This window comes from Nocardia wallacei (assembly GCF_014466955.1).
GTDB lineage: Bacteria > Actinomycetota > Actinomycetes > Mycobacteriales > Mycobacteriaceae > Nocardia > Nocardia wallacei.
In genome coordinates this window covers 5,060,018-5,085,558 of record NZ_AP023396.1, presented here as the reverse complement: position 1 = coordinate 5,085,558, position 25,541 = coordinate 5,060,018, and the positions used below count along the sequence as shown (strand labels likewise).

Below are 25,541 nucleotides of genomic sequence, written 5' to 3'. Positions count from 1 at the left end.
CGGGTCAGTCGTCGACGTCGACCCAGTCGAGCGTGCGGGCCACTGCCTTCTTCCATCGCGCGTAGCCGCGTTCGCGTTGCTCCTCGCTCGATGTCGGGGTCCAGCGCTTGGATTCCTGCCAGTTCTGGGCCAGTTCGTCGACGTCCTTCCAGAAGCCGACCGCGAGCCCGGCGGCGTAGGCGGCGCCGAGCGCGGTGGTCTCCGACACCACCGGCCGCGACACCGGCACCCCGAGGAAGTCGGCCTGCAACTGCATGCACAGCTCGTTGGCGGTGACACCGCCGTCCACGCGCAGCACGTCCAATCGCACGCCGGAGTCGGCCTGCATGGCCTCCACGACATCGCGGGTCTGATAACAGATGGCCTCCAGCGCGGCGCGCGCCAGATGCGCGTTGTTGCTGTAGCGGGACAGGCCGACGATGACGCCGCGCGCGTCGGAGCGCCAGTAGGGCGCGAACAGGCCCGAGAACGCCGGGACGAAGTACACCCCGCCGTTGTCGTCGACCTGTCGCGCGAGCGATTCGCTCTGTGCCGCACCGGAAATGATGCCGAGCTGATCGCGCAGCCACTGGATCGCCGAGCCGGTCACCGCGATCGAGCCCTCCAGCGCGTACACCGGCCGTTGCTCGCCGAACTGGTAGGCGACGGTGGTGAGCAGTCCGTGCTCCGAACGCACCATCTCCTCGCCGGTGTTGAGCAGCAGGAAGTTTCCGGTGCCGTAGGTGTTCTTGGCCTCGCCGGGCCGGAAGCACAGCTGGCCGACGGTGGCGGCCTGCTGATCGCCGACCACGCCCGCGATCGGCACCTCGGCCTGGAACGGGCCGTCGGCCGAGGTGGTGCCGAACAGGCCCGGATGCACCGAGGGCCGGATCTCGGGCAGCATCGCGCGCGGCACTCCGAACAGTTCCAGCAGTTCGTCGTCCCAGTCCAGCGTCTCGAGGTTCATCAGCATGGTGCGGCTGGCGTTGGTCACGTCCGTGACGTGGTGGCCGCCGCGCGGGCCGCCGGTGAGGTTCCACAGCACCCAGGTGTCGGGGGTGCCGAACAGCGCGTCGCCGCGCTCGGCCGCCTCCCGCACGCCGGGCACGTTCTCCAGGATCCATCGCAGCTTCCCGCCGGAGAAGTACGTCGCGGGCGGCAGACCGGACTTGTGCCGGATGGTGTCGGCGTGACCGGCGCGCTCGAGTTCGCCGACGATGCGGTTGGTGCGGGTGTCCTGCCACACGATGGCGTTGTAGAAGGGCCGCCCGGTGCGCCGGTTCCACACGATGGTGGTCTCGCGCTGATTGGTGACGCCCACCGCCGCCAGGTCCTCGGCGGTCAGATCCGCGTGTGCCAGTGCGGTTTTGATGACGGTGCTGGTGCGCTCCCAGATTTCGGCGGGGTTGTGCTCGACCCAGCCGGCGCGCGGCATTATCTGCTCGTGCTCGAGCTGCCAGCGGGTGACCTCGTTGCCGCCGTGATCGAACACCATGAAGCGGGTGCTGGTGGTGCCCTGGTCGATGGCTCCGACATACCGGGTCATCGTGGGTCCTTTCGCGGAAGTGATGGGGGAGAGGGGGATAGGGGATCAGAAGGCGACGGCGGCGACGAGGCCCGCGAGTGCGCCGCCGACCAGCGGGCCGAGCACGGGCACCCAGGCGTAGGCCCAGTCGTTGTATTTGCCTTGCGGCGCCGTGGTTTCCGCGTCGTCGGCCGACCGCGCGCCGACGGCCGCTCCGGCGGGAACCCGCATCGCCGCGGTTCGCGTCACCGGCAGAACCGCGTGCGCCAGCCGCGGGCCCAGATCACGCGCCGGATTGATCGCGTACCCGGTCGGGCCGCCCAGCGACGCGCCGATGCCCACCACCAGCAGTGCCGCCGCCAGCGGGCCCAGTCCGCTCGGGGTGTGGCCGATGCCGATGATGACCAGCACCAGCACGAAGGTGGCGATCACCTCGGTCGCGAAATTCCATCGGTAGGACCGGATTTCGGGGACGGTGGCGAACACGCCGAGCTTCTTCCCGGCGTCCGGCTCGGCGTCGAAATGCTTCTTGTAGGCCAGATAGGCGGCGGTCGCGCCGAGGAACGCGCCGACCAGTTGCCCGGCGAGATAGGCGATCGTGGTGGCGGCGGTGATGTCGATCCCGGGCGCGTACTCGTGCGCGCCGCTGAACAGGATCCCGACGGTGACGGCCGGATTGAGGTGGCCCCCGGTCTTGTAGGCGACGTACACGCCGCCGAATACGCCCAGCCCCCAGCCGAAGTTGATCAGCAGCCAGCCGCCGTCGAAGCCCTTGGTCCTCGCGAGCAGCACATTGGCGACCACGCCCACGCCGAGCAGGGCCAGCACACCCGTGCCCAGCGCCTCGCTGAGGAAGATCGACCCGAAGTTCACCGCTGAGCCTCCGTCCGCTGTCGGCCGCCCCGGTGCGACCGTCCTGGCCGCGACGCTACGGACGCGGCGCTGCCTCGAACACCGTGATCGTTCGACAATGTCGAACAGGACGGGTGGAGCGTGCTCGTGGCGAAGGCTACCGTCCGGACGTGGTCGGCTGGGTACGGCCCAGGTCACACCGCGTGGTCGCGGATCGGCGTACCGGTGCCGGCACCGGCTGCCCACCGGGTGGCCGGGTCGGTGCGCGTGTTCGGCGTCGTCGAATCCGCAGTGGCGAGTTAGGTTGCGTGCATGCCGGGTCCGATTCAGTCGATCGAGCGCGCGGCGGCCGTGCTGCGGCTGCTCGCCCGCTCCGGTCGTCTCGGGGTGGGGGAGATCGCCGGGGTGTTGGGCTTGGCGAAACCGACCGCGCACGGCATCCTGCGCACCCTGCAGGGCGTGGGATTCGTCGAGCAGGATCCGGGCAGCGGCAAGTACGGGCTGGGCCCGCCGCTGCGCGGGGTCGGCACCGGCTACCTCGATCCCAACGACCTGCGCTCGCGGGCGATCAACTGGGCCGACGCGCTGGCCGCCCGGACCGGCGAGGCCGTGCGGATCGCGGCGCGGGCGGGTGGCGACGGGGTCGTGGTGGTGCACCATGTTTTTCGGCCCGACAACACCGCGCAGGCTCTGGAGGTCGGCCAGGAACTGCCCGCGCACGCCACCGCCCTGGGCAAGGTGCTGCTGGCCGCCGACGCGGACCTGGCCGCGCAGGTGCTGCGCGTGGCGCCCGTGGCGCTGACCCATCGGACTCTCACCGATCGCGGCGCGCTGAACCAGGAGATCGCCGCGGTCCGGCAGGCCGGATGGGCCGCGGAGATCGAGGAGTTCCGTTCCGGCGCAGCCGGTCTCGCCGCTCCGTTGCGCTCGCACGGCGGGCTCGTGGTCGGGGCGATCGGAATCGCGGGGGCGGTGGACCGGCTCTGTGACGCCCGGCTGCGGCCGCGGGCGCGGTTGGTCGGGTACGTACGCGAGGCCGCGGGTGCGGTGTCGCGGGAACTCGGGGCGCAATGACCGCCCGCGCGGCCCGCCGTGGCGGTGTGTCCAGGACGGAATATGGTGCTGCTCAGCAGATTTCGACAGGAAGTGGCCGCGCATGACGCAGCGATACGTGCTGGCGATCGACCAGGGCACGACCTCGAGCCGGTGCATCCTGTTCGACCAGCGCGCCCGGCTGGTGGGTGTGGCGCAGCGCGAGCACCGGCAGTACTATCCGCGGCCGGGATGGGTCGAACAGGACGCGGCCGAGATCTGGCGCAATGTGGAGCGCATCCTCCCGCAGGTGCTGCGGGACGCGGGGGTGGGCGCGGAACAGGTTGCGGCAGTGGGGATCGCGAACCAGCGCGAGACCACCGTGGTGTGGGATCGGGAGACCGGAGTCCCGGTCGGCCGCGCGATCGTGTGGCAGGACGTGCGCACCGAGGAACTGGTTCGGGAGTTGGCGGGCGCGCCCGGCGCCGAACGCCTCCGGGCGCTCTCCGGACTGCCGCTCACCACCTATTTCGCCGCGCCGCGGCTGCGGTGGCTGCTCGATACGGTGCCCGGCCTGCGCGAGCGGGCCGAACGCGGCGAGGTGCTGTTCGGCACGATGGAGAGCTGGCTGATCTGGAACCTCACCGGCGGCGTGGACGGTGGCCTGCACGTCACCGACGTCACCAACGCCAGCCGCACCCTGCTGATGGATCTGGCCACTCGCGCGTGGTCGCCGGAGTTGTTGCGGTTGTTCGGGATTCCCGCCGTGATGCTGCCGAGCATCCAGCCCTCGACCGCGTCGTTCGGTACCGTCCGCCACCCGGTGCCGGGGTTGCCGATCGCCGCCGCGCTGGGTGATCAGCACGCGGCGTTGTTCGGCCAAACCTGTTTCGCCCGTGGGGAAACCAAGTGCACCTACGGCACCGGCGGCTTCCTGATGATGAATACCGGCACCGAACTGGTGCGCTCCCGGCACGGCCTGCTCACCACGATCGGCTACCAGATCGCCGACGAGCCGGTGTACGCGCTGGAGGGGCCGATCGCCATGACCGGCTCGCTGGTGCAGTGGGTGCGCGACAACATCGGGCTGGTCGCCACCGCGCCGGAGATCGAAACCCTCGCGCGCACAGTCGAAGACAACGGCGGCTGCTACCTCGTCCCCGCCTTCTCCGGCCTCTACGCCCCACACTGGCGCAGCGACGCCCGCGGCCTGCTGATCGGCCTCACCTCCTACGTCACCAAGGGCCACCTGGCCCGCGCGGTCCTCGAGGCCACCGCCTGGCAGACCCGCGAGGTGGTCGACGCCATGAACGCCGACTCCGGCCTGCAGGCCCGCGCCCTGCGCGTGGACGGCGGCATGACCTCCGACAACCTTCTGATGCAGATCGTCTCCGACGTCCTCGACATCCCGGTCATGCGCCCCTTCGTCGCCGAAACCGTCTCCCTCGGCGCCGCCTACGCCGCAGGCCTGGCCGTCGGCTACTGGCCGGACCTCCAAGGGCTACGCGGAAATTGGCGAGTAGCCGCCCAATGGCTGCCCCACATGAACCCCCACCTCCGCGCCGCCGAGTACGCCAACTGGCAACGCGCCGTATCCCTCACCTTCGGCTGGGCCCGCCCCTCGCATATGCGGGATGCTCCCACACGACGAACCGAGCCCCGATAGTCATGGAGTCGCGGAGCGCGCGCCCCGCCCTCCGCGCATGCGGCGGGCGGGGCGTGGCCGGATCAGACCAGGCAACCGTGGGTTTGCAGGTCGGCGTAGACCTCGTCGGAGACGGTCAGTGACGTGCCGGGCTGCACGCCGGCCAGGACGCTGAGGCCGATGTTGTTCTGGAGTGAGCAGCCCAGCAGTTCGGTCGTGATGGTGATGGTCTCGTCGGCGTGGGCGACGCCGGAGCCCAGTACGGTCGCGCCGGTCAGGGCGAGGGCGGCTGCGCCGGTCTTGACGAATCGCATCGGGGTTCCTCCTCAATTCGTGGATCGGATGCGGTGAATGTCGGTCGTTTGTCCAGGTAAATCGGGTTTCCGGCCGACGTTCGCCGCGATTGCGGGCCCAAGAATAGAGGGATGCCGCGCGCATCTCCCGAGCGACTCGCTCAGCGCAGGTCGCGGGCGAGGCGGGTCGCGCCGATCGCCATATAGGTGGCGGTGAGGGCGACCAGGGGCGCCGATGCCGAGCGGGCGACGTCGCCGCGGGCGAGATGGCCCGCGCCGTGGGTGGTGTCGAGGATGTCCACCATGAGGGCGAGGCGCTGCCAGCGTGGCCGCTCCGTCGCGGGCGCGGTCAGATAGCCGAGGCCCAGTGCCACCGCTCGGGCGCCGAAAATCCTGGTGAGGTAGACCGATTCGGGCGAGAGCCGGATGCCGAGCGCGCGGCCGAGCTGACGGGGCGCCAGCAGGGCTGCCGCGCCCAGCGCGATCCGCCCGGCGGCCAGGCCCCGCAGTGCCGCTGCCAGGGTGCGGTCGGTGCCCGATTCCTGAGTCGATGTCATGGTTCGAGCATGCCCGCCGCCGCTCGCCGCGGCGATTACCCGAGAGGTAAGAACCGGACAGTTTCAATCATTGATTGAAACATTGCTTGAAAGTGTGCTTGACTGGCCCGCATGAGCGAGAAGGTCGCGGCGATGGGCACCCGTGAGCGGTTGCTCGCCGCCGCCGAGCGGTTGCTGCTCACCGAGCGTTACAACGACGTCTCGGTGCGCGCCATCTGTGCTGCGGCGCAAGCGAATCCGGCTGCGGTGCACTACCACTTCGGGTCGAAGGAAGCGCTGGTGTCGGCGCTGCTCGAGGACCGGCTGGGACCCTTGTGGGCCGACCGGCTGTCGACCCTGGCCGCGGCGGGCGCGTCGGTCGCCGAACTGGTGGAGGCGGTGCTCGAGCCGTTCCTGGAACTGTCCGCCGATCCGGTGGGCCGCCTGCACCTGCGGTTGCTGGCTCAGTTCGTCCTCGGTCGGCACGGTGCGGACTGGCGCCAGCCCTGGTTCCGTATCGACGCGTGGGCCGGTCTGCTGCCCGGCCTGCCCGCCGCGGACGGTGGCCGCCGCTGGATGCTGGCCTTCGAAATGATCATCATGCGATTCGGCGGTGCGCACGAACGCCCGCCGTCACCGCGATCGGTTGCCGCCCTGCGCGATTTCGTCATCGCCGGACTGACCGCGCCCGCGGGAGGCGACCGATGACCGACATCTTCGCCCCCGCCCGCCTCGGCCCGATCACGTTGCGCAACAGGGTGATCAAGGCGGCGACGTTCGAGGCGCGCACGCCCGACGCGCTGGTCACCGACGACCTGATCGAATTCCACCGCGAGGTCGCGGCGGGCGGGGTCGGCATGACCACCGTCGCCTACTGCGCGGTCGCGCCGGGCGGCCGCACCGATCGCCATCAGCTGTGGATGCGCCCGGAAGCCGTTGCGGGACTGCGGAAGCTGACCGATCGCGTACACGCCGAGGGCGCGGCGGTGAGCGCCCAGATCGGGCATGCCGGTCCGGTCGCCAATGCCGCGTCCAACCGCGCGCCCGCACTGGCGCCCAGCCGGATGTTCAGCCCACTCGGTATGCGCCCCATGCGTGTACCCGATGCGGCCGAGATCCGGGAACTGATCGGCGCGCACGCCGAGGCGGCGCGCCTGGCGGAACAGGCCGGATTCGACGCCGTCGAAATACATTTCGGCCACAACTACCTGGTGAGCGCGTTCCTGAGCCCGCTGCTGAACCGGCGCAAGGACGGTTACGGCGGGTCGGTGGCCGCCCGCGCCCGACTCGCTCGCGAAATCGCTCGCGCGGTAAGGGAAGCCGTCGGCGACCGCTTGGCGGTGACGGCGAAGCTGAACATGGCCGACGGTGTCCGCGGCGGCCTCACCGTCCCGGAGTCGCTCCAGGTCGCGAGCTGGCTGGAGGCCGACGGCGTGCTGGACGCGCTGGAACTCACGGCCGGTAGCTCGCTGCTGAACCCGATGCTGCTGTTCCACGGCGACGCGCCGCGGCGGGAATTCGCGCGGGCCCTGCCGAGTCCGGCGCGGTGGGGCATGCGAGCGGTCGGGCGGGTATTCCTGAAGGAATACCCGTACCGCGACACCTACCTGCTGGACTGGGCGCGCCAGTTCCGCCGCGAGCTGTCGATGCCGCTGATCCTGCTGGGCGGGATCACGGATCTGGACGGCATGACGACCGCGCGGGCGGAGGGCTTCGACTTCGTGGCGATGGGCCGGGCCCTGCTACGCGAGCCGAATCTGTTGCACCGCATCAGATCCGACCAGGCCACCCGATCGGCCTGCATCCACTGCAACCGGTGCATGCCGACGATCTACGAGCGCACCCGCTGCGTCTACCGGCCCGATCGCACGGTGCCGCTGCCGTCGCTGTCGGGGGACAGCATCGAAGGAGAGCACACATGACGGGACGACTGTCCGGACGCGTCGCGCTGATCAGCGGCGCGGCCTCGGGGATGGGCGCCGCGCACGCCCGCGCCTTCATCGCCGAGGGCGCGAGCGTGGTGCTCGGCGACATCGCCGTGGACGCGGGCAAACAGCTCGCCGACGAACTCGGCGAGCGGGCGGAGTTCGTGCCGCTCGACGTCACCCGTTCGGGCGACTGGGAACTCGCCGTGGCCGCCGCGGTGGCGACCTTCGGCAAGCTCGATGTGCTGGTCAACAATGCCGGGCTGCTCGACGGCGGGGCGCTGGGCGACTACACCGAGCGGCAGTGGCAGCGCATTCTGGCGGTCAACCTCACCGGGCCGTTCCTCGGCCTAACCGCCGCCCGCGACGCGCTGGTCGCCGCCGCGCCCGCGGCGGTGGTGAACATCTCCTCGGCCGCGGGCCTGCAGGGCGTGGCGGGTATGCACGGCTACACGGCGTCGAAGTTCGGACTGCGCGGCCTGACCAAATCGGCCGCGCTCGAACTCGCGCCGTTCGGCGTCCGGGTCAACTCGGTGCACCCCGGCGGCATCGCCACACCGATGATCGGGGCCCAGCCCGGCACGGTCACCATCGACCGCTCCGCCAACACCCTCACCAGACTCGGTGCCCCCGAGGAGATTTCGGCCTTGGTGGTGTACTTGGCGAGCACGGAATCCAGCTACTGCACCGGCGCGGAGTTCGTCGCCGACGGCGGCATGACCGCAGGCTCAACCTTCGGCTGACCCGAGCCCCGGCTCGGCCGCGTCCGGTGGTTCCGGTAGTGCCAGGGTGAGGGCGCCCAGCCCGAAGGCCACCACCGCGATCGCCGACAGCATGGTGATGCTGCCGTTGAGGGTATGCGCGCGGAAGAACACCGTGCTCAACACGGCCAGGCCGACCGCGTTGCCGATCTGCTCGATGGTCGGCAGCGCGCCGGATGCCTCCGCCATGCGCTCGGCGTCCAGCCTGGCCAGCATGATCGGCTGCAGCAGGGCGGCGAAGGCCCCGACCCCGAAACCGGAGACGAACACCGGGACCACCGCCAGCGCCAGGCTCACGTCACCGTCGGTCACCCACAGATAACCCGCGGCGATGGCCACGCAGCCGCCGAACACGACGATGCCCGCCGCGAGCACCCGCACCCCCCACCGCTTCACGAACAGCGGCGACAGCAGCGCGCCCGCACCGGCTCCCAGCGCGAACGGCGTCATCGCGATGCCGGTGCGCAACGGAGTCCAGTGCAGCACGTCCTGCAACATGATGGAGGCGGCGAACACGAACGCGGTGAACAACCCGAAGAAGATCGTGACCAGCACCGACCCCACCCGGAACCCGCGGTCCGCGAACAGATCCAGCCGCACCAGCGGGCCGTCACCGCGCCGCGACCGCCGTCGCTGCTGGGCCACGAACACCGCCGCGACCACCAGCGCGACGGCGATCATCACGACATGCGCGGGACGCCAGCCGTTCTGCTGCACATCGGCCAGCGCCGACAGCAGCAACAGCAGGCTGACGGTCGACACGATCGCGCCCGTCAGGTCCAGACCCTCGCGCTCGGAGGACGGGCCCAGGTGCAGGAACCGGTGGGCCAGCACGAATGCCAGCACCCCGAGCGGCAGGTTCATCAGGAAGATCGCGTGCCAGCCCGAGCCGCCGATGTTCATCGTGATGAGCACGCCGCCCACGATCGGTCCGAGCATGCCCGCGAATCCGGCCGTCGCGCCGTAGAGCGCGAACACCTGCTGATGGCGTTCGCGGGGGAAGCTGGCGGTCAGGATGGCGATGGTCTGCGCCGCCATGCCCGCGCCGGTGATGCCCTGCGCGACCCGGGCGACGATCAATTCCGTGGCGCTGGTGGACATTCCGCACCACAGCGAGGCGGCGGTGAACCCGACCACCGATATCAGGAACAGCCTGCGGCGGCCCACCAGCGCGCCGATGCGGGCAGCGGTGAGCAGCGTACACGCGAAGGCCAGCGAGTAGCCCGCCACCACCAGCAGCTGCGCCGACTGCGAGGCGCGCAGATCGCGGCTGATGTCCGGCAGCGCGGTGTTCACGATGGTCACATCGATCATCTGCATGAACACCGAGATCAGGCAGCCGGCGAAGGCGAGCCAGGCGGCCAACTCGCCGCCGGGCCTGGTGGTGGTATCGGCCTCGGTCACGACCATGCCTCCGGTTCCGGACAGTTGAAACACGTCAGTTCCCGAGTGGGACTGTGGCAGAGGGGAATACGGCTGTCGCCCGTTACGCGCGAAGATTCCCCGATCACACAGCCCGCGCGGGCGGCGGTTGTGAGCCGGACCAACGCGTGGTGACACTCACCGAGTCGACGGCTCGGAGGTGTCGTCGCGGGTGAGCGCCGATTCGAACATCGGCCAGGAGTTGTGCAGATCGTCCTGCCAGTAGCCCCACGAGTGGGTGCCGTTCTCACGGAAGTCGAAGATGGCGGGAACCTGCAACTGCCGTAGGCGCTCCTGCAGCTGGTGGGTGCAGACGTTGGTGACCGCTTCCAGCGGCGCACCGAAGAACAGCTGGTACATCAGTTGCATCGCGTCGCCGTGGGCACCGGGCAGATTGTCGCGCGGGCCCGGCAGGCCGTTGCCGGTGGAGACGTAGATGGACGTGCCGCGGAGCCGGTCCGCGTGCAGGTACGGATCGTTGGCGGCCCACGCCGGGTCGCTGGGCGGGCCCCACATGTTGGCGGCATTGCCGCGCTGTCCGGTGACGACCGCCTGCACCATGGCCTGACCCTGCGGGTCGCTGGTGCGCACGCAGCCGCTGTAGGAACCGATCGCGCGATACAGCTGCGGAGCGCCGATGGCGAGCTGGAACACCGAGGTGCCGGCCATGGAGATGCCCGCGATGGCGTTGGCGCCGCTGCCACGGAACGCGGCGTCGATGATCGGCGGCAGCTCGCGGGTGAGGAAGGTGGACCAGCGCTGGCGGCCCAGCACCGGGTCGTCGGCGCGCCAATCGGTGAAGTAGCTGCCCGCGCCGCCGAACGGGATGACGACGTTGACCTGCTTGTCGCGGAAGAACTGGACCAGGTCGGTGGTCTCGAGCCAGTTGCCGTCCGACCCGCCGTTGGCGCCGTTGAGCAGATAGAACGTCGGCGCCGGTCGGTCGGGATCGGCGGCGCGCAGCACGGTCAGCCGGGTGACGGTGTTCATCGCGGCGGAGTGCACGCCGACATCGAGCACGCGCTCGGAGATCTGGCGGATGTCGGCGATGCGCGTGCCGTCCTCGGCGGTCAGCGGTGCGCCCGCGACGGGCTCGGCCACCGCGATGCCGCCGGCGGCGAAACCGTTGACACTCAAGGCCGTAACGAGCACGGTGGCCGCCGTGAGCAGGCCCCGTGACAGCCGCTCGGACATCATCGCACTCCGATCTGGACGCCGTGACACGCCGCCGCTGCGCGAACGGCGGGGTGACCCCCGAACCCATGTCGAGTCAACCGCATGGTGACGGCGTTGACCAGGGGCTGCGGCCGATATTGTGGCGCTTCCCAGACCGTTCGCAGTGCGAATTGACCGAATTCCCAAAGGCGGTCGCGGTGCCGGGTGAGTGTGCCTCAGACGACGAACACGCGTTCCGACGGCGGCAGCCGGTCGAGGGTGGCTGAGATCTTCGCGCACAGCCGCGCGGGACGATCGGTGTCGGTGGCGGATTTGCCGCTGGTGAGTATCGCCCCGGCGAGCGCGCGTTCGGGGTCGGCCCAGCCGTACTGGGTGGTCAGACCGCTGCGGCCGAAGTGTGAGCGGGTGTGCGCGCCGAATTTCGATCTACGCCCGCCCAATTCGAATCCGGCGCGGCTGACCCGCCCGGCCACACCCGGCAACCACGCGGCCGGGCGCACCGCCTCCCGCAGGGTATCGGGCTCGATGATGCGGACGCCGTCGAGTTCGCCGCCGCGCGTGAGGATCTCGTAGAACCTCGACAGCTCCGCGGCGGTGGTGACGAGATTGCCCGAGGGCAGCTCGGCGGTGAGGAAGGCGCGGTTGTCGGCCTCGGACACCGGTCCGCTCAAGCCGCCGCCGAGGGCCTTGTGCGCCAGCAACTTCCACACCTTCGACGGTGGCGGCCCGGTCCGCACACTGGGGACGACTCGGTCCACGTCTTCGGGCCGGACGCCGAAATTGGTCCAGCGGAAGCCCAGCGGGTCGAGCACCCGCTCGGCCAGATGCTCGCGCATCGAGCGCCCGGTGGTTCGCCGCACCAGCAGCCGCTGGATCAGGCCGCTGGTCATGGCGTGGTAGACGCGGAAACGGTTCGGACGCCAGCTGGGCACCAGATCGGCCAGCGCCCGTGCGGCCAGTTCCTCGTCCAGCACCAGTTCCGCGCCGCGGTAGGGCGGCGTGATGAACGGCACGCCCGCCGAATGCGACAGCACGTGCCCGATGGTGATGGTGGACTTGCCGTTGGCGGCGAACTCCGGGATGTAGCGGCAGACCGGATCGTCCAAGGCGAAGACGCCCTGTTCGATCAGCATGAACATCAGGGTCGCCGAGACGCCCTTGGCGGTGGAGAAGCCGCAGAACGGCATGTCCGGCGTCACCGGGATCTTCTCCGCGTCCGGCGCGTCCTGCGGCGCGTTGCCGCGGAAATGACCGATCGCCCGGTTCAGCACGATCTTGCCGTTGCGGCGCAGACACACCTGGATCGCGGGCGTGGTCCCGAGCCGGTACCAATCCACCACCTCGGCCCAGAGCGACTCGACGGCGGTGGGAGCGACCCCGGCGGCGGCGGGATCGTCCTCGGGGCCGGTCGTCGTCACCGAGTCCACGTCGGCCGGAACGGTCACCATCGGGTTGGTCATTTCAGCCAGCATAGCCACGGGCCGTGCACCCGGGCCGCGGGCCGGTACCGTCTGGAGCTGCCGCCACTCCCGGTCTACCGGACGTAGTCGTGCTCGCCGCGCCCGAGGTTCCGCCAGGTACACCCGACTGAACCGCTGGGTACAGCTCGGCGGATATGCTGCAGGTATGGCAGCGGGTACGGCGTCGCGCGGGCGGATCGACAAGCGGCAGGCGATTCTCGCCGCCGCCTTCCAGGTCTTCGCGCGGAAAGGTTTCGAACAGGCCTGCGTACAGGACATCGCCGCGGCGGCGGGGGTCGCCAAGCCGACGGTGTACAACCACCTCACCGACAAGCACAGCCTGCTGCGCGAGTCGCTCACGGTGGTCGCCGACGAGGTGGGCGCGGAGTGCGTCGCCGTGCTCGATCGCCTGCGCAGTCCCGGCTCCGATATCCGCGCACTACTGGAGGACGTCGCGTACCGGCTGGTGCGCATCTGCAACGACGATCGTTCGCGGGCGCTGCGCCGGCTCGCCTACGGGCAGGCCGCCGTCAATCCGGAGTTGGTCGAACTCGCCCGCGAGCGCACCGGCCTGCGCACGCTCGACGCCCTGTCCGACCGCCTGGCCCGCCTGACCCTGTCCGGCCACCTGGGCACCGCCGACCCCGCGACCGCCGCCGAACAGTTCCTCGCGCTGCTGACCGCCCCGGTGGAGAACCGCTCCCGGATGGGCACCAGCCCGGTCCGCACCGCCGAACTCCGCGCCATCGCCACCGCCGCGGTGCACACTTTCCTCGCCGCCTACGGTCCCCGCGAGCACTAGCGGCCGAGACCGGAAGTGGTTGTCCCGCATCGGGTTACGCGACCACGGCCAGCAGTGTCGTCGCGGCGGCGGTGAGTTCGTGGTCGCCCTCGAGCTCGCAGCGCCGCCGGGCCTGCTCGACGGTGATGCCGCGGCTGCCCAGCCGCCAGACCGTGTCCGCCGCCATCCGCACGACCGCCGCCGCGGCGTCGGTGCCCGCGGCCGTCAGATCCCATGCGGCGCCGTCGCTGACCACGGCCCACGTGCCGCCGGCCGCGCCGGTGACCTCGATCAGTACCGCGGCGCCGGGCGGGCGGGGATGGTCGCGCAGGGCGGCGGGCAGGGCGTGCAGGAACGCGACCACCACCGGCCGCAGCAGCTCGGCGTCGTCGGCGCCGGGGCGGGCCACCGCGTCGCGGATCTGCTGCTGATGCACCCAGAACTCGGTGTAGTCGCGGGCGATGTCGAGCCAGGCCGGACTGGTGGCACCGCCCGCCCACGACACGTTCAGGTGCGCTGGACCCACGAGATCGGTTGCCGCCCAGACCTCGTCGAGCTGCGGGCCCAGGTGCGCGAGCAGGTCGGTCATCGTGCGCGGACTGCACTGCCGCAGCGCCGCGACGAACTGCTCGTTGGTGCGAGCCAGGTAGGCGGGCAGGGTCTCACCGTCGGCGAACACGGCTCCCGGGTGCCCGTCGCGGCTGCCGGACAGGCGGCGCAGATAGTCGTTGAGGATATGCGCGGCGATGTCGCGCACCGCCCAGCCCGGGCACACCGTCGGCCTCGCCCAGTCGGCCGGTTCGAGTGACTCGAGGAGGCTGATCAGTTCGCGCCGCTCTCTCGGGAACAGCGGCCGGGTGTCGAGTGGGATCATGCCCGCCAGTGAACCGCCGACGGGCGGCGCGGGGCGAATGGTTTTCGGCCCGGGTCAGGATACGAGGGCGGGTTCGAAGACCGACCAGGAGTCGTGCAGGTCCTCCTGCCAGTAGCCCCACGAATGGGTGCCGACCGGGCGGAGATTGAAGGTGGCGGGAATCCCCAGGCCGCCGAGGCGGTCACGCAGGCTCAGCGCGCAGCGGTTGGTGATGGCCTCCAGCACGCCGCCGCTGATCAGCTGCCCGATGAGTTTGCCGGAGTTGCCGTGGATCCCGGGGCCGTCGAGAGTATCGAGCGGCCCGGGAAAGCCCGATCCGTTGGACACGTAGATCGCGGTGCCGCGCAGGCGTTCGGCGTGCAGGAACGGATCGTTGGCCGCCCAGCTCGGGTCGTTCGGCGGGCCCCACAGGTTGGCGGGGTTACCGCGCCAGCGCAGCACGACCGCGTCGACGAACGCCTGCCCCTGCAGGTCACTGGTCTGCACACAGCCGCTGTAGGAGCCGATCGCGCGATACAGGCCCGGGGCGGCGAGCGCGAGCTGGAATACCGAGGTGCCGGCCATCGAGATCCCCGCGACGGCGTTGGCGCCCGTGCCGCGGAAGGCGGAATCGATGATCGTCGGCAGTTCACCGGTGAGGAAGGTGGTCCACCGCTGCCGCCCCAGCACCGGGTCGTCGGAGCGCCAGTCGGCGAAGTAGCTGCCGTTGCCGCCCATCGGCACCACCAGCGTGACCTGTTTGTCGCGGAAGAACTCGGTGATGTCGGTCTGCTCGGTCCAACTGCTGGCATCCGCGCCGCCGCTGGCGCCGTTGAGCAGGTACAGCACGGGCGCCGGGCGCGAACCGTCCGGTGCGGGACGGACTTTCACGGTCAGATCGGTGGTCATGGCCGCGGAGTGCACCCGCAGGTCGAGCATGCCGTCGGCGCTCTCGGTGGCGGCGACCAGGCGCGAACCGTCCGCCGCCGGAAGCGCGGCGGCGGTGAGCGCGGGGATGTCGACCGGCTCGGGTTCCTCGGCCCCGGCGGGCGGCAGCGGCGACAGCCCGGCGAGGAGCAGCGGCGCGAGCAGCAGCCCGAGACGCGCCCGGGCCCGCCCGGCGGACCGTGTGCCACGACTTCTCACCGGCGCCTCCATTACCTTCGTGCGATCAGGTTCGATGCCACGGTAGATCCGGATATTCCACGGCTACAAGCGGTTACGCGCCGAATTGGGACGACCGGTCGGGTGGCTCGCCCGATCCTGGGGAAGCTCACAAGATTCGGGGCCGACGGTGGTGAGACCCGCCCACCTGCCGTTTACTCGTCACCACGTTACCGGCGAGTTACGCCGCCGGTGCGTCGATTTCTCTTGCGCCACACGAATCGAGGTATCCGTGGTCAATTTCGGTTTCTTCGACGATTGGCATCCGGAGCCGGGCAGGCTGACCAGTTGGACGGCCTCGCCCAGGTCACGGGCGACGGTGCGGCAGGCGCCGGTGCACGAGGCCCGGCCGTCGTACCAACAGGAGGCGTATCTGCAGGCCGCGCACCGCAATTCCGGCGCGGATTTCCGGGTATCCCGGTTGTGCATGATCGCGTTCGATATCCCCGGTGCGCCCGTCCGTGCCGCGATGACGCGGACGGTGAATGCCTTTCTGCGGCGGCACGATACATTCTCCAGCTGGTTCGCCCTCGATTCCGACGGCCGTTTCGTGCGCCATGTGGCGGCCGCCGAGGATATCGAATTCGAGGCCACCGAGCACGGCGAATTCACCGACAGCGCGGCCATTCGCGCGCATGTGCAGGCAGAGACGCCGGGCCCGGAGGCATGGGACTGTTTCAGCTTTGGCGTCATCGAACGCGACCACTCGTTCACCGTCTACGCGGCCGTGGACCACCTGCACACCGACGGGGTGGCGCAGGCGCTGTCGTGTGTGGATCTGCTCACGCTGTACGGGCGCGAATTGTCCGGCGGCCAGGTGCCGATCGCGGAGGTCGACGGACATATCGCGCACTGTGCCCGGGAACGAGAGCGCAACGGCCGACTGACTTTGGAGTCGCCGCAGGTACGCCGCTGGGTGGAACTGTTGCAGCGCAACGACGGTGACGTGCCGTCGTTTCCGCTGGAACTCGGCGGCAGCGGCGGGTACACGACCGGCGCCGTGGTGACCGTGCCGCTGATGAGTGAGGCAGAAGCACTCCGGTTCGAGCAGGCGTGTGTCGATCACGGCGGCCGCTTCCACGGCGGCCTGTTCGTGGCGCTGGCGATCGCCCAGCTCGAATTGACCGGAAAGGACTGGTATTTCGGGTTCAGTCCGGCCAATACCCGCAGTACGCCGGGGGAGGCGGGCTCGATCGGCTGGTACACCAACCTGATTCCGATCACCCTGGCCATCCGGCCGGACGACACCTTCACCACGCTGGTCGGCCCCGCGCAGGAGTCCGCCGAGCGCGCGAAGGATCTGCTGGACGTGTCGCTGCACCGGGTGCTGGAGCTGGTCACACCCGACCTGGGCATTCGCACCCGGCCGGGCTGGGCGGCCCCGATGCTGTCCTACGTCGATGTCCGCAAGATCGCGGGCGCGGAGATGTTCGACCAGATCAACGGCGGCCTCTTCGGCAACAACGCCTCCGCGGGCGAGGTGTACACCTGGGTGAACCGCTTCCACGATCAGACCAAGCTCAGCGTGCTGTTCCCGGACACCCCGCAGGCCCACGAGTCGATCGACCGGTACGTGAAGGCGGTGACCTCGGTCATCACCGCGGTGGCCGCCGAGGGAGACTACGGCATCCGCGCCGACACGTGGTCATGAGTCCGCGACGGCACGACGGCGGCGCGCTGCCGCGTCCGCCGACGGACGTCCAGGCCGGAATCCGTCCGGGCCATGGCGTCCGGACGCCGGTGCCGGGGGCCGGCCGGAGGCGACGGTGACGACGACGCCCGGAAACGTGCCTACCGCGGCTGCCGCCCGGTCCGATGCGGTGGGCACAGACGCTTCGGAAGCCTTGCCGCCGTTCGCTTTCCGGCCGATGCTCGCGATCGCGGGGGTGGCCGCGGCCGTGCTGCTCGCGCGCGCCGACCGGTACGACTACTTCGGTGACGAGCTGTATTTCCTGGCGGCGGGTCGGCGCTTGGCGTTCGGGTACGTCGATCAAGGTCCGCTGCTACCGCTGCTCGCGTGGGCCGCCGATGCCCTGGCACCGGGATCACTTGTGACGCTGCGGTTCCCGGCGATCCTGGCGACCGTCGCGGCGATCGTCGTGACCGCCGCGCTGGCCCGGGAGTTCGGCGGGCGGCGGGCGGCGCAGGTGACGGCCGCGCTGGGCTACGCGACCTGCCCGTTCCTGGTGACGCAGGCGGCGACGCTGTCGACCTTCGCGCTCGACACCACCCTCACCGCGGCGCTGGTGTGGCTGCTGGTGCGCTGGAATCGGATTCGCGATGATCGGCTGCTGCTCGCCGCCGCGGTCGTGGCCGCCGTCGACATCCAGGTGAAGCTGCTGATGCCGGTGTTGCTGCTCGGGATCGGCGTGGGCATCGCGCTGTGCGGCCCGCGCGAACTGCTGCGCCGCCGCGCGCTCTGGCTGTGCGCGCTCGTGCTCGGCGGCGCGGCGCTACCAGGGTTGCTCTGGCAGGCGGGGCACGGCTGGCCGCAGGTGGCGATGGGCGGGGTGATCCGCGCGGAGCAGCAGGCCGCGACCGGTGGTGTCCCGGGACTGCCGTTGCAACTGGTCCTGCTGGTGGGGCTGCTGGGCGGGATCCTCGCCGCAGCGGGACTGTGGGCGTGGACGCGTGCGTCCGCCACGTCCGCCGCGGCGTTGTACCGCAACCGATTCGCCGCCGTGACCGTGCTGTGCCAACTGCTGTTCCTGGTGGTCACCGGTACCCGGCCCTACTATCTGGCGGGCCTGTTCCCGGTGGTGTTCGCGGCCGGTGCGCTATGGCTGTTCGACCGCGAGACCCGTTGGATGCCCACGGCCGTAACGGTTTCCGCTCTGGTGTCCGCCGCGATCGTCGGCACGGTGCTGTTCGTGCTGCCGCTACCGGCCGGAGAACTCCGGCAGCCGACCGAGACGCAGGGTCAGTTGTCGGCCCGCCTGCGCATGTTCGGCACCACCGGCTGGGACCGCCTGGAAGCCACCGTGCGCGACGCCTACCGCGACCTGCCGCCCGAGGCGCGGTCGCGCGCCGTGATCGTCACGCACACCTATTGGCAGGCAAGCGCTCTCGACCGCCGCCGCGCGGACCTGCCCCCGGTGTACAGCCCCGACCGGGGCTTCGCCCACTTCGGGACGCCGCCCGAAACCGCCACGACCGTCCTGTATGTCGCCCCGGCGACGGCCGAACCCGAACTGCGCCGGACGTTCTCCGGCGTGCGGCCCGTGGCCCGCCTCGACGACCGGCTCGGTTTCCCCGGCATCGACCGCAAGCTCACCGTCTGGCGCTGCGACCGGCCCGTCCGGTCCTGGGCCGATACCTGGCCGGCCCTGACCACCAACGTGCTCGACGCGGGCATCTGACGCGCACAAGGAGATTCGATGTCGCTCACGGCCGACACCACGGGTATCACCTGGTTCCGGGGCGAATGGTCGCTCCCGGAACTGACCGAACGCAAAGGGAGCCGGACGATTTCGGTCGTCGTTCCGGCGTTGAACGAGCAGGAGACCGTCGGCGGCGTGCTGGCCTCGATCCGGGGCCTGGTGGGCACGCTGGTGGACGAGCTGATCGTGGTCGACTCCGGTTCCACCGACGCCACCATCGCCCGCGCCCGCGCGGCGGGCGCCACCGCCGTCTACACCCGCGAACAGGCGTTGCCCTCGCTGCCGCCGCGCCCCGGCAAGGGCGAGGTGCTGTGGCGGTCGCTGGCCGTCGCGACCGGCGACCTCATCGTGTTCATCGACTCGGATCTGCGCGACCCCGACCCGCGCTTCGTCCCGTCGCTGGTGGCGCCGTTGCTGTTCGACGACCGATTGCGGCTGGTGAAGGGCTGCTACCGGCGCCCGCTGGGCCACGACCCCTCCGGCGACGCCGATGGCGGCGGCCGCGTCACCCAGCTGGTCGCCCGGCCGCTGCTCACCGCGCTCGCCCCCGACCTCGCCGACCTCGTGCAGCCGCTCGGCGGCGAATACGCCGCGACCCGCGACCTGCTCACCGCCGTGCCGTTCGCGCCCGGATACGGCGTCGAGATCGGCCTGCTGCTCGACACCTGGCGCCGCCACGGCGCGTCCGCCATCGGGCAGGTGGACCTGGGCACCCGGGTGCATCGCAACCGCCCCACCCACGAACTCGCCGTGATGAGCCGCCAGATCGTGGCCACCATGCTGGACCGGCTCGGCATCGGCGACTCCGGCACGGGCCTGACCCAGTACCGGCCCGACGGCGCGGGATGGCGGCGGCACACCACCACGGTGTCGCTGGAAGACCGTCCCGCCATGGCGGATCTGCTCTCCTACGACTGCTCCCTGCTCAACCAGTGACCCTCCCGCCATCACCGTCGATGAAGGATTTATCGTGACCGGACCCCACGCGCGCGTCGCACCGATGCGGCGCGCGCTGCTCGTGGTGTTGCTGCTGGCCGTCGCGCAGCTCGCGAATCAGACTGTGGCGCACGGGCAGCCGCCGGTGACGATGTCGGCCGACGGCTCGCGCCTGGACCGCATCCAGACCCATCCCGGCCGCTTCCTCGACCTGTACGTGTACTCGGCCGCGATGAACATCGTCGTCCGCTCCCGCGTGCTGCGCGCCCCCGACGAGCAGACGCCCGCGCCGACGCTGTACCTGCTCAACGGCGCCAACGGCGGAGTGGACGGCAGCTGGTACGACGAGACCGACGTCGCCGAGTTCTTCCGGGACGAACAGGTCAACGTCGTCATCCCGATCGGCGGTGCGGGCAGCTACTTCGCCGACTGGCGCTCCGACGACCCGATCCTCGGCCGCCAGCGCTGGGCGACGTTCCTCACCGCGGAGCTGCCGCCGATCGTGGACGCGGCTCTGAACGGCAACGGCGCCAACGCCATCGCCGGGCTCTCGATGGCCGGCACCTCGGTGTTCCAGCTCGCGCTGCGCGCGCCGGGGCTGTACCGGGCGATCGGTTCCTACAGCGGCTGCATACAGACCAGCAATCCCGGCGGACAGGCCATGGTGGCGGCCGTGGTGGCGCGCCAGCGCGGCAACGTCGCCAACCTGTGGGGCCCGCCGTCGGATCCGGCGTGGGCCGACCACGACCCCTACCTGCACGCCGACCGGCTGCGCGGGACGGCCGTCTACGTCGCCACCGGCACCGGCGTCCCCGGCGCGCTGGACACCCCCGAGGGCACCCGCGGCGACCTGTTGCAGCTCACCTGGCAGCTGATGTTCGGCGCGCCGCTCGAGGCGATCGCGAACGTGTGCACCTACCAGTTGCGAGACCGGCTGCGGGAGTTGGACATTCCCGCCACCTTCGACTTCCGCCCCACCGGCACGCATTCGTGGGGCTACTGGCAGCAGGACCTGCACAACTCGTGGCCGATGTTCGAGGCCGCGCTGGCCCGCCGGGTGCGTTAGGTCTCATCGTGGGCCCGGGTCCGGATTGTGGACCGTCATCATCGGCGCCGCAGCACATTTCGGGCATCGCCGCGGTGTCGTAGCCTGGCCGACCGACGGTAGGGACGCGTCGGATCGGAGGAGCGCGATGGTCGGCGACGCCTTCGGTGTCAGCTCGCGGTACTGGGAACCGCCGTCGGAGCGGACCGCCGAGCTGCTGCGGTCGGCGGTGGAGATGGTGCTGGACCACCCCGAGCTGATGTACGAGGCGATGGACGACGCCTCGCTGGCCGCCGCCAGCCCGGCCATCGCCGCCGAACCGGCGCTGGCCGAGGCGGTCCGGGCCTGCGTGCGCGCCAATCTCACGCACTGGTGCCTGGCGAATCTCGCCTCCCCGGGAATGCCCGTGGCACCGAATCTCGCCGCGGAGAACGTCGAGATCGCGCGTGCGGTGGTGCGGCACGGTTTCGACGAAATGCTGGTCACGAATTTCCATGCCGGGCAGAATGCGGCCATCCGGAAATGGACCCAGCTGGCGTTCTTCGTGAGCCCGGATCCGTACGAGGTGCGCGAATTGCTCGACGTCGTCATGGGTTCGATATTCGCTTTCATCGACGACACCCTGGCCGGTGTGTTCGAGCTGATCCAGCGCGAGCGCCGGGAACTGGCCGACGTCGACCACACCGAGCGGATGGAGACGCTGAATCTGGTGCTCGGCGGGGCGCCGATCAGCGCGGGCCGCGCCGGTGAGCGGCTGCGGTACGAACTGGACCGCACGCATCTGGCGGCGATCGTGTGGAGCGACTCGTACCCGGCCGCACCGGAACCGCTGGAGCAGGCCGTGAACGCGCTCGCGCAGGCCGCCGGATCGGTGCAGCCGCTCACCCTCGTGCCCAGCCCGTCCACGTTGTGGGTGTGGCTGCCGACCACGGAGGTGCCGTCGCTGGCCGAGGTGCGGCGCGCGATGACCGCGCCCGGCGTGCGCATGGCGATCGGCTCGGTCGGCGCGGGGATGGCGGGATTCCGGCGCGCCCACCTGGATGCCGTTGCGGCGCAACGGCTCCTGCGCCGCCTGCCCTCGGGGGCGCGGCTGGCGACCTACGACGAGGTCGAGGTGGTGGCGCTGGCCACCGGCGGCGACGAGGAGCGCGCACGCGAGTTCGTCACCCGCACCCTGGGCAATCTGATCTCCGCCGACCCCGAACTGCGCGAGACGGTGCGCGTCTATCTGCACGAGGGTTCGAACACCACCCGGACCGCGCGGGCGTTGTTCACCCACCGGAACACCATCGTGCACCGGCTCGATCGCGTGCGCGCGCTGTTGCCGTATCCGCTCGAACAGCGCCCGCTGCAAGTGGCGCTGGCACTGGAGATCGTCCGGGTGCTGGGCCCCGCCGACGGGCGCTGACGCTGCCGCGCGGCCGTCCCGGCGGCGCACCGGCAAGAGTGCACAACGTTTCGGCGCAGCGGTGTGCACTTCGACCTGTTCCCGTCGCGCGGTTCGGGATAGAGTTTCTCCCTGGCGAATTACGCCGTGCAATTGTGTGCCCTCGCAGCGTCGAACGGGGAATGTCATGACCATCCATCGATGGCCGGTTGGGGAAGTGCTACAGCGAAATTCGGCGAGCGATAGTGAATTCTCCCAATCGGGAGGGCGGTCGTGACTGTAACCGACGGTATCGCGAATCCTGGAATTTCCGCCGAGGGGCACGGGCTCCCGAATTATCCGGCGCTGTCCCGCAAGATCGTGGACGGCCTGGACCTGTCCGCGGTCGCGGATCGGGCGCGCTCGGACCCGGGTGTGCGCGGTGATCTGCTCACGGTGGTCCGCTGCAGCATGGAGGCCACCGTGGCGGCGGCTGCCGCGGACGCGCGAGTGCCCGAGCGCGCGGCGGCCCGGCTGGAGGCGATCGCGGCGCGGTGGGCGGATCGGGAGCTGCCGGTCGAGACGATCCAGCACGCGGTGCACGCCGCCGTCGAGGCCGTCACCGAGTCGGTGGTCGGTGACCGCGCCCGGCTCGAGATGGCGGCGCGCCTGCACGGCGCGGGCGTGGTGCTGATCGAGGCGCTGCGGACCTTGTCGACCGCGGTCGCGCGCGGCTACGTCAACGAGGTGCGGGCCATGACCGGCGAACGACGGGTGGCCTCGCAGACCCTGGTGTCGGCGCTGCTGACCGGTCGCCTCGATTCGATCATGTTGCGCCGCAACGAGGTCGAGCTCGCCGAGACCTACCTGGTGGTGGCGGTCGCGCTGGGCGCGCACCCCGACGAGCACGATCCGCGCCTGGACGGCGGCGTGGTGGCGCGCCGCAAACTGCGCCGGGTGCAGGCCGAACTGGCCCGCGAGCCGGGGCCGCGGGTGCTGGCGCTGCTGAGCGTCGACGGCGGCACGGCGCTGGTCCCGGCGGCGGCCGACGCCGCAGCGGCCGACGAGCGGCTCGCCGCGCTCGTCGACCGGCTGGCGCAGGCCGCGGACGCGCCGGTGACCGCGGCGTTCGTCGCGGCGCCGAACGACCGGATCCCGCGCGCCGCCGATCGCGCGCATCAACTGCTGGACCTGGCGCTGCGGCTGGACCGCGGTCCCGGCCTGTACCGTTTTCGCGATCTGGCCTGCGAATATCAACTCGTGCAACCGGGTCCGGCGAACCGCCACCTGCGGTCGCTGCTCGACCCGCTGCAGGACGAACCCGAACTGGTCGACACCGTCGACGCCTTCTTCGCCGCGCAGTGCAAACGCGAGTCCGCGGCCCGGCGGCTGGGCATCTCGGTCAGCGCCGTGCGCCGCCGCCTCGACCGGATCGCGGCACTCACCGGCCTGGATCCGGACGCGCCGACCGATCTGTGGTATCTGCGGGCGAGTTTCGTCGCGCGCATGGTCGAGCCGGGACAGGTCGGCAGCGCGCTGTGAATCGTGGGGGCCCGCGCGCGGGCGACACTGGTAGTCACCACAAACCCGGTCTGCGCGCGGATGCGGGCTGTTAGCGTCGGTGCCAGGAGGTGGCCATGACCGCAGAGCGGCGGTTCGATGTCGACGTGCTGATCGTCGGTTCCGGATTCGGCGGCAGCGTGACGGCGCTGCGGCTGGTGGAAAAGGGATATCGGGTCGCGGTGGTCGAGGCCGGCCGCCGCTTCTCCGACGCCGATTTCGCCGCCACGAATTGGGATCTGCGCCGCTATCTGTGGGCGCCGCGGCTGGGTTGCTATGGGATCCAACGCATTCACCGGCTGCGGGACTGTTTCATCCTCGCCGGCGCGGGTGTCGGCGGCGGATCGCTGAACTACGCGAACACCCTGTACAAACCGGGCGCGGCCTTCTTCGGCGACCAGCAGTGGGCCGATATCACCGACTGGGACGCGGAGTTGAGCCCGCACTACGACCAGGCCCGGGCGATGCTCGGGGTGGTCCCCAATCCGCACACCACCCCCGCCGACGAGATCATCGAATCGGTGGCGCGCGACATGGGCGTCGGCGACACGTTCGTTCCCACGCCGGTCGGCGTCTACTTCGGCGAGCCCGGAAAGACCGTGCCCGACCCGTATTTCGGCGGGGTCGGCCCGGAGCGCACCGGCTGTGTCGAGTGCGGCGAATGCATGACCGGCTGTCGTCACGGCGCGAAGAACACCCTCGTGAAGAACTACCTCGGTCTGGCCGAACGCGCGGGCGCCGAGATCCACCCGCTGACCACGGTGACGGCGCTGCGGCCGCTGCCGGACGGCAGCTGGCGGGTCGAGACCCGCCGCACCGGCGCGTGGGTCCGCCGCCGCCCGCGGACGTTCGCGGCCCGGCACGTGGTGCTCGCGGCGGGCACCTGGGGCACCCAGCGACTGCTGTTCGCGATGCGCGATTCCGGTGTGCTGCCGCACCTTTCGTCCCGGCTGGGGGTACTGACCCGCACCAACTCCGAGGCCATCCTCGGGGCGGGCCGCACCGAGGTGAACCCGGAGCTGGACCTCACCGCGGGCGTCGCCATCACCTCGTCGTTCCATCCCACCGCCGACACCCACATCGAGCCGGTCCGCTACGGCAAGGGGTCCAACGCGATGGGGTTGCTGCAGACCTACCTGGTCGACGGCGGGCGCCGGACGCCGCGCTGGGCACGGGTTTTCGGGACCGCCCTGGCGCATCCGGTGCTGACGGTGCGGCTGCTGCGGACTCGCCGCTGGAGCGAGCGGACCCTGATCCTGCTGGTCATGCAGAGCCTGGACAATTCCATCACCACCTACACCAAGCGCGGCCTGTTCGGCCGCCGCTACACCAGCAAGCAAGGGTACGGCGAGCCCAATCCGGCGTGGATTCCGCCCGGCCACGAGGTGACCCGGCGGGTCTCGGAGAAGCTCGGCGCCACTCCCGGCAGCACCTGGCCGGACGTCTTCGGCGTGCCGATGACGGCGCACTTCATCGGCGGCTGCGTCATCGGCGCCGACGCCGACCACGGCGTCCTCGACCCGTACCACCGGGTGTGGGGTTATCCCACGCTGAGCGTCATCGACGGCTCGGCGATCTCGGCCAACCTCGGGGTGAACCCGTCGCTGACCATCGCCGCGCAGGCCGAGCGCGCCGCGTCGCTGTGGCCCAACAACGGCGAGGAGGACACCCGGCCGCCGATGGGCCATCCCTACCGCCGCGTTCCGGCGGTGCGCCCGCGGAATCCGGTGGTGCCCGCGGGCGCGCCCGCGGCGCTGCGCCTGCCGCTGTACGTGGTTCGCGATTCCGGCGCGGATACGGTCGGCGGCCAGTCCGCCTGACGGTGTGCCTGCGCGGCGAAAGCCCTTGCC

General features: G+C 70.7%; 22 protein-coding genes. 13 read left to right on the top strand and 9 right to left on the bottom strand.

Features of this window, described 5'->3' with window-relative positions:
• Nucleotides 1–4 precede the first annotated feature (4 nt).
• Nucleotides 5–1,525: a glycerol kinase GlpK gene (gene glpK / locus NWFMUON74_RS22385; RefSeq protein ID WP_187683788.1), complete on the bottom strand. Its 1,521-nt coding sequence runs from the start codon at nucleotides 1,523–1,525 to the stop codon at nucleotides 5–7.
• Nucleotides 1,526–1,570: 45 nt separating this feature from the next.
• On the bottom strand, nucleotides 1,571–2,377 hold the full coding sequence (locus NWFMUON74_RS22380) for an MIP/aquaporin family protein (protein WP_187683787.1): 807 nt from the start codon (nucleotides 2,375–2,377) through the stop codon (nucleotides 1,571–1,573).
• 291 nt (nucleotides 2,378–2,668) lie between these two features.
• On the opposite strand from NWFMUON74_RS22380, the gene NWFMUON74_RS22375 reads away from it, so the two are divergent.
• Nucleotides 2,669–3,430 (top strand): IclR family transcriptional regulator, encoded by a 762-nt coding sequence (locus tag NWFMUON74_RS22375; protein WP_187683786.1) that lies wholly within the window; start codon nucleotides 2,669–2,671, stop codon nucleotides 3,428–3,430.
• 82 nt (nucleotides 3,431–3,512) lie between these two features.
• Nucleotides 3,513–5,054: a glycerol kinase GlpK gene (gene glpK, locus NWFMUON74_RS22370; protein ID WP_187683785.1), complete on the top strand. Its 1,542-nt coding sequence runs from the start codon at nucleotides 3,513–3,515 to the stop codon at nucleotides 5,052–5,054.
• A 62-nt stretch (nucleotides 5,055–5,116) separates the two neighbouring features.
• Here the strand turns inward: glpK (NWFMUON74_RS22370) and NWFMUON74_RS22365 are convergent, their stop codons facing one another.
• Together NWFMUON74_RS22365 and NWFMUON74_RS22360 are read right to left on the bottom strand one after the other, a co-directional pair.
• Nucleotides 5,117–5,347: a hypothetical protein gene (locus tag NWFMUON74_RS22365; RefSeq protein ID WP_187683784.1), complete on the bottom strand. Its 231-nt coding sequence runs from the start codon at nucleotides 5,345–5,347 to the stop codon at nucleotides 5,117–5,119.
• A 140-nt stretch (nucleotides 5,348–5,487) separates the two neighbouring features.
• A complete protein-coding gene (locus NWFMUON74_RS22360; RefSeq protein WP_187683783.1) occupies nucleotides 5,488–5,883 on the bottom strand; it encodes a hypothetical protein in 396 nt (131 codons plus the stop codon).
• Nucleotides 5,884–5,994: 111 nt separating this feature from the next.
• On the opposite strand from NWFMUON74_RS22360, the gene NWFMUON74_RS22355 reads away from it, so the two are divergent.
• Genes NWFMUON74_RS22355 through NWFMUON74_RS22345 form a run of 3 tightly spaced genes read left to right on the top strand, consistent with a single transcriptional unit; the run spans nucleotide 5,995 to nucleotide 8,530 of the window.
• Nucleotides 5,995–6,570 carry a TetR family transcriptional regulator gene (locus tag NWFMUON74_RS22355; protein WP_187683782.1) on the top strand — a complete coding sequence of 192 codons (576 nt, stop codon included), beginning with the start codon at nucleotides 5,995–5,997 and terminating at the stop codon, nucleotides 6,568–6,570.
• The gene (locus NWFMUON74_RS22350; protein WP_187683781.1) at nucleotides 6,567–7,784 is read left to right on the top strand and encodes an NADH:flavin oxidoreductase; all 1,218 of its coding nucleotides are present in this window, start codon (nucleotides 6,567–6,569) and stop codon (nucleotides 7,782–7,784) included. Before NWFMUON74_RS22355 ends, NWFMUON74_RS22350 begins: the two co-directional genes overlap by 4 nt.
• The gene (locus tag NWFMUON74_RS22345) at nucleotides 7,781–8,530 is read left to right on the top strand and encodes an SDR family oxidoreductase (RefSeq protein ID WP_187683780.1); all 750 of its coding nucleotides are present in this window, start codon (nucleotides 7,781–7,783) and stop codon (nucleotides 8,528–8,530) included. The genes NWFMUON74_RS22350 and NWFMUON74_RS22345 overlap by 4 nt, the downstream gene beginning before the upstream one ends.
• On the opposite strand, the gene NWFMUON74_RS22340 is transcribed toward NWFMUON74_RS22345, so the two are convergent.
• The 3 genes from NWFMUON74_RS22340 to NWFMUON74_RS22330 form a co-directional block, all read right to left on the bottom strand.
• Nucleotides 8,516–9,958: an MFS transporter gene (locus NWFMUON74_RS22340; protein WP_187683779.1), complete on the bottom strand. Its 1,443-nt coding sequence runs from the start codon at nucleotides 9,956–9,958 to the stop codon at nucleotides 8,516–8,518. The genes NWFMUON74_RS22345 and NWFMUON74_RS22340 overlap by 15 nt on opposite strands.
• Nucleotides 9,959–10,108: 150 nt before the next feature.
• Entirely contained in the window at nucleotides 10,109–11,164 is a 1,056-nt protein-coding gene (locus NWFMUON74_RS22335) for an alpha/beta hydrolase (protein WP_187689341.1), read from the bottom strand.
• 197 nt (nucleotides 11,165–11,361) lie between these two features.
• Nucleotides 11,362–12,606, bottom strand: a complete 1,245-nt coding sequence (locus tag NWFMUON74_RS22330) for a serine hydrolase domain-containing protein (RefSeq protein ID WP_232110513.1) — start codon at nucleotides 12,604–12,606, stop codon at nucleotides 11,362–11,364.
• Nucleotides 12,607–12,772: 166 nt separating this feature from the next.
• Between NWFMUON74_RS22330 and NWFMUON74_RS22325 the strand changes: the two genes are divergently transcribed.
• Nucleotides 12,773–13,408: a TetR/AcrR family transcriptional regulator gene (locus tag NWFMUON74_RS22325; protein WP_187683778.1), complete on the top strand. Its 636-nt coding sequence runs from the start codon at nucleotides 12,773–12,775 to the stop codon at nucleotides 13,406–13,408.
• A gap of 34 nt (nucleotides 13,409–13,442) precedes the next feature.
• On the opposite strand, the gene NWFMUON74_RS22320 is transcribed toward NWFMUON74_RS22325, so the two are convergent.
• A complete protein-coding gene (locus NWFMUON74_RS22320) occupies nucleotides 13,443–14,261 on the bottom strand; it encodes a maleylpyruvate isomerase family mycothiol-dependent enzyme (RefSeq protein WP_187683777.1) in 819 nt (272 codons plus the stop codon).
• A 54-nt stretch (nucleotides 14,262–14,315) separates the two neighbouring features.
• A complete protein-coding gene (locus NWFMUON74_RS22315; protein WP_187683776.1) occupies nucleotides 14,316–15,398 on the bottom strand; it encodes an alpha/beta hydrolase in 1,083 nt (360 codons plus the stop codon).
• Nucleotides 15,399–15,636: 238 nt separating this feature from the next.
• Here NWFMUON74_RS22315 and NWFMUON74_RS22310 point away from each other — a divergent pair, with 238 nt between their 5' ends.
• From NWFMUON74_RS22310 to NWFMUON74_RS22280, 7 genes are all read left to right on the top strand, one after another.
• Nucleotides 15,637–17,055 carry a condensation domain-containing protein gene (locus NWFMUON74_RS22310; RefSeq protein ID WP_187683775.1) on the top strand — a complete coding sequence of 473 codons (1,419 nt, stop codon included), beginning with the start codon at nucleotides 15,637–15,639 and terminating at the stop codon, nucleotides 17,053–17,055.
• A gap of 169 nt (nucleotides 17,056–17,224) precedes the next feature.
• The gene (locus tag NWFMUON74_RS22305) at nucleotides 17,225–18,763 is read left to right on the top strand and encodes a glycosyltransferase family 39 protein (protein ID WP_187683774.1); all 1,539 of its coding nucleotides are present in this window, start codon (nucleotides 17,225–17,227) and stop codon (nucleotides 18,761–18,763) included.
• 18 nt (nucleotides 18,764–18,781) lie between these two features.
• Nucleotides 18,782–19,720 carry a glucosyl-3-phosphoglycerate synthase gene (locus NWFMUON74_RS22300; protein WP_187683773.1) on the top strand — a complete coding sequence of 313 codons (939 nt, stop codon included), beginning with the start codon at nucleotides 18,782–18,784 and terminating at the stop codon, nucleotides 19,718–19,720.
• 64 nt (nucleotides 19,721–19,784) lie between these two features.
• Nucleotides 19,785–20,786, top strand: a complete 1,002-nt coding sequence (locus tag NWFMUON74_RS22295; RefSeq protein WP_187689339.1) for an alpha/beta hydrolase — start codon at nucleotides 19,785–19,787, stop codon at nucleotides 20,784–20,786.
• Nucleotides 20,787–20,913: 127 nt separating this feature from the next.
• Nucleotides 20,914–22,173: a PucR family transcriptional regulator gene (locus NWFMUON74_RS22290; RefSeq protein WP_187683772.1), complete on the top strand. Its 1,260-nt coding sequence runs from the start codon at nucleotides 20,914–20,916 to the stop codon at nucleotides 22,171–22,173.
• 252 nt (nucleotides 22,174–22,425) lie between these two features.
• Complete coding sequence (locus NWFMUON74_RS22285) at nucleotides 22,426–23,673, top strand: PucR family transcriptional regulator (protein WP_187683771.1); 1,248 nt, start codon at nucleotides 22,426–22,428, stop codon at nucleotides 23,671–23,673.
• A 95-nt stretch (nucleotides 23,674–23,768) separates the two neighbouring features.
• On the top strand, nucleotides 23,769–25,511 hold the full coding sequence (locus tag NWFMUON74_RS22280) for an FAD-dependent oxidoreductase (RefSeq protein WP_187683770.1): 1,743 nt from the start codon (nucleotides 23,769–23,771) through the stop codon (nucleotides 25,509–25,511).
• Nucleotides 25,512–25,541 lie beyond the last annotated feature (30 nt).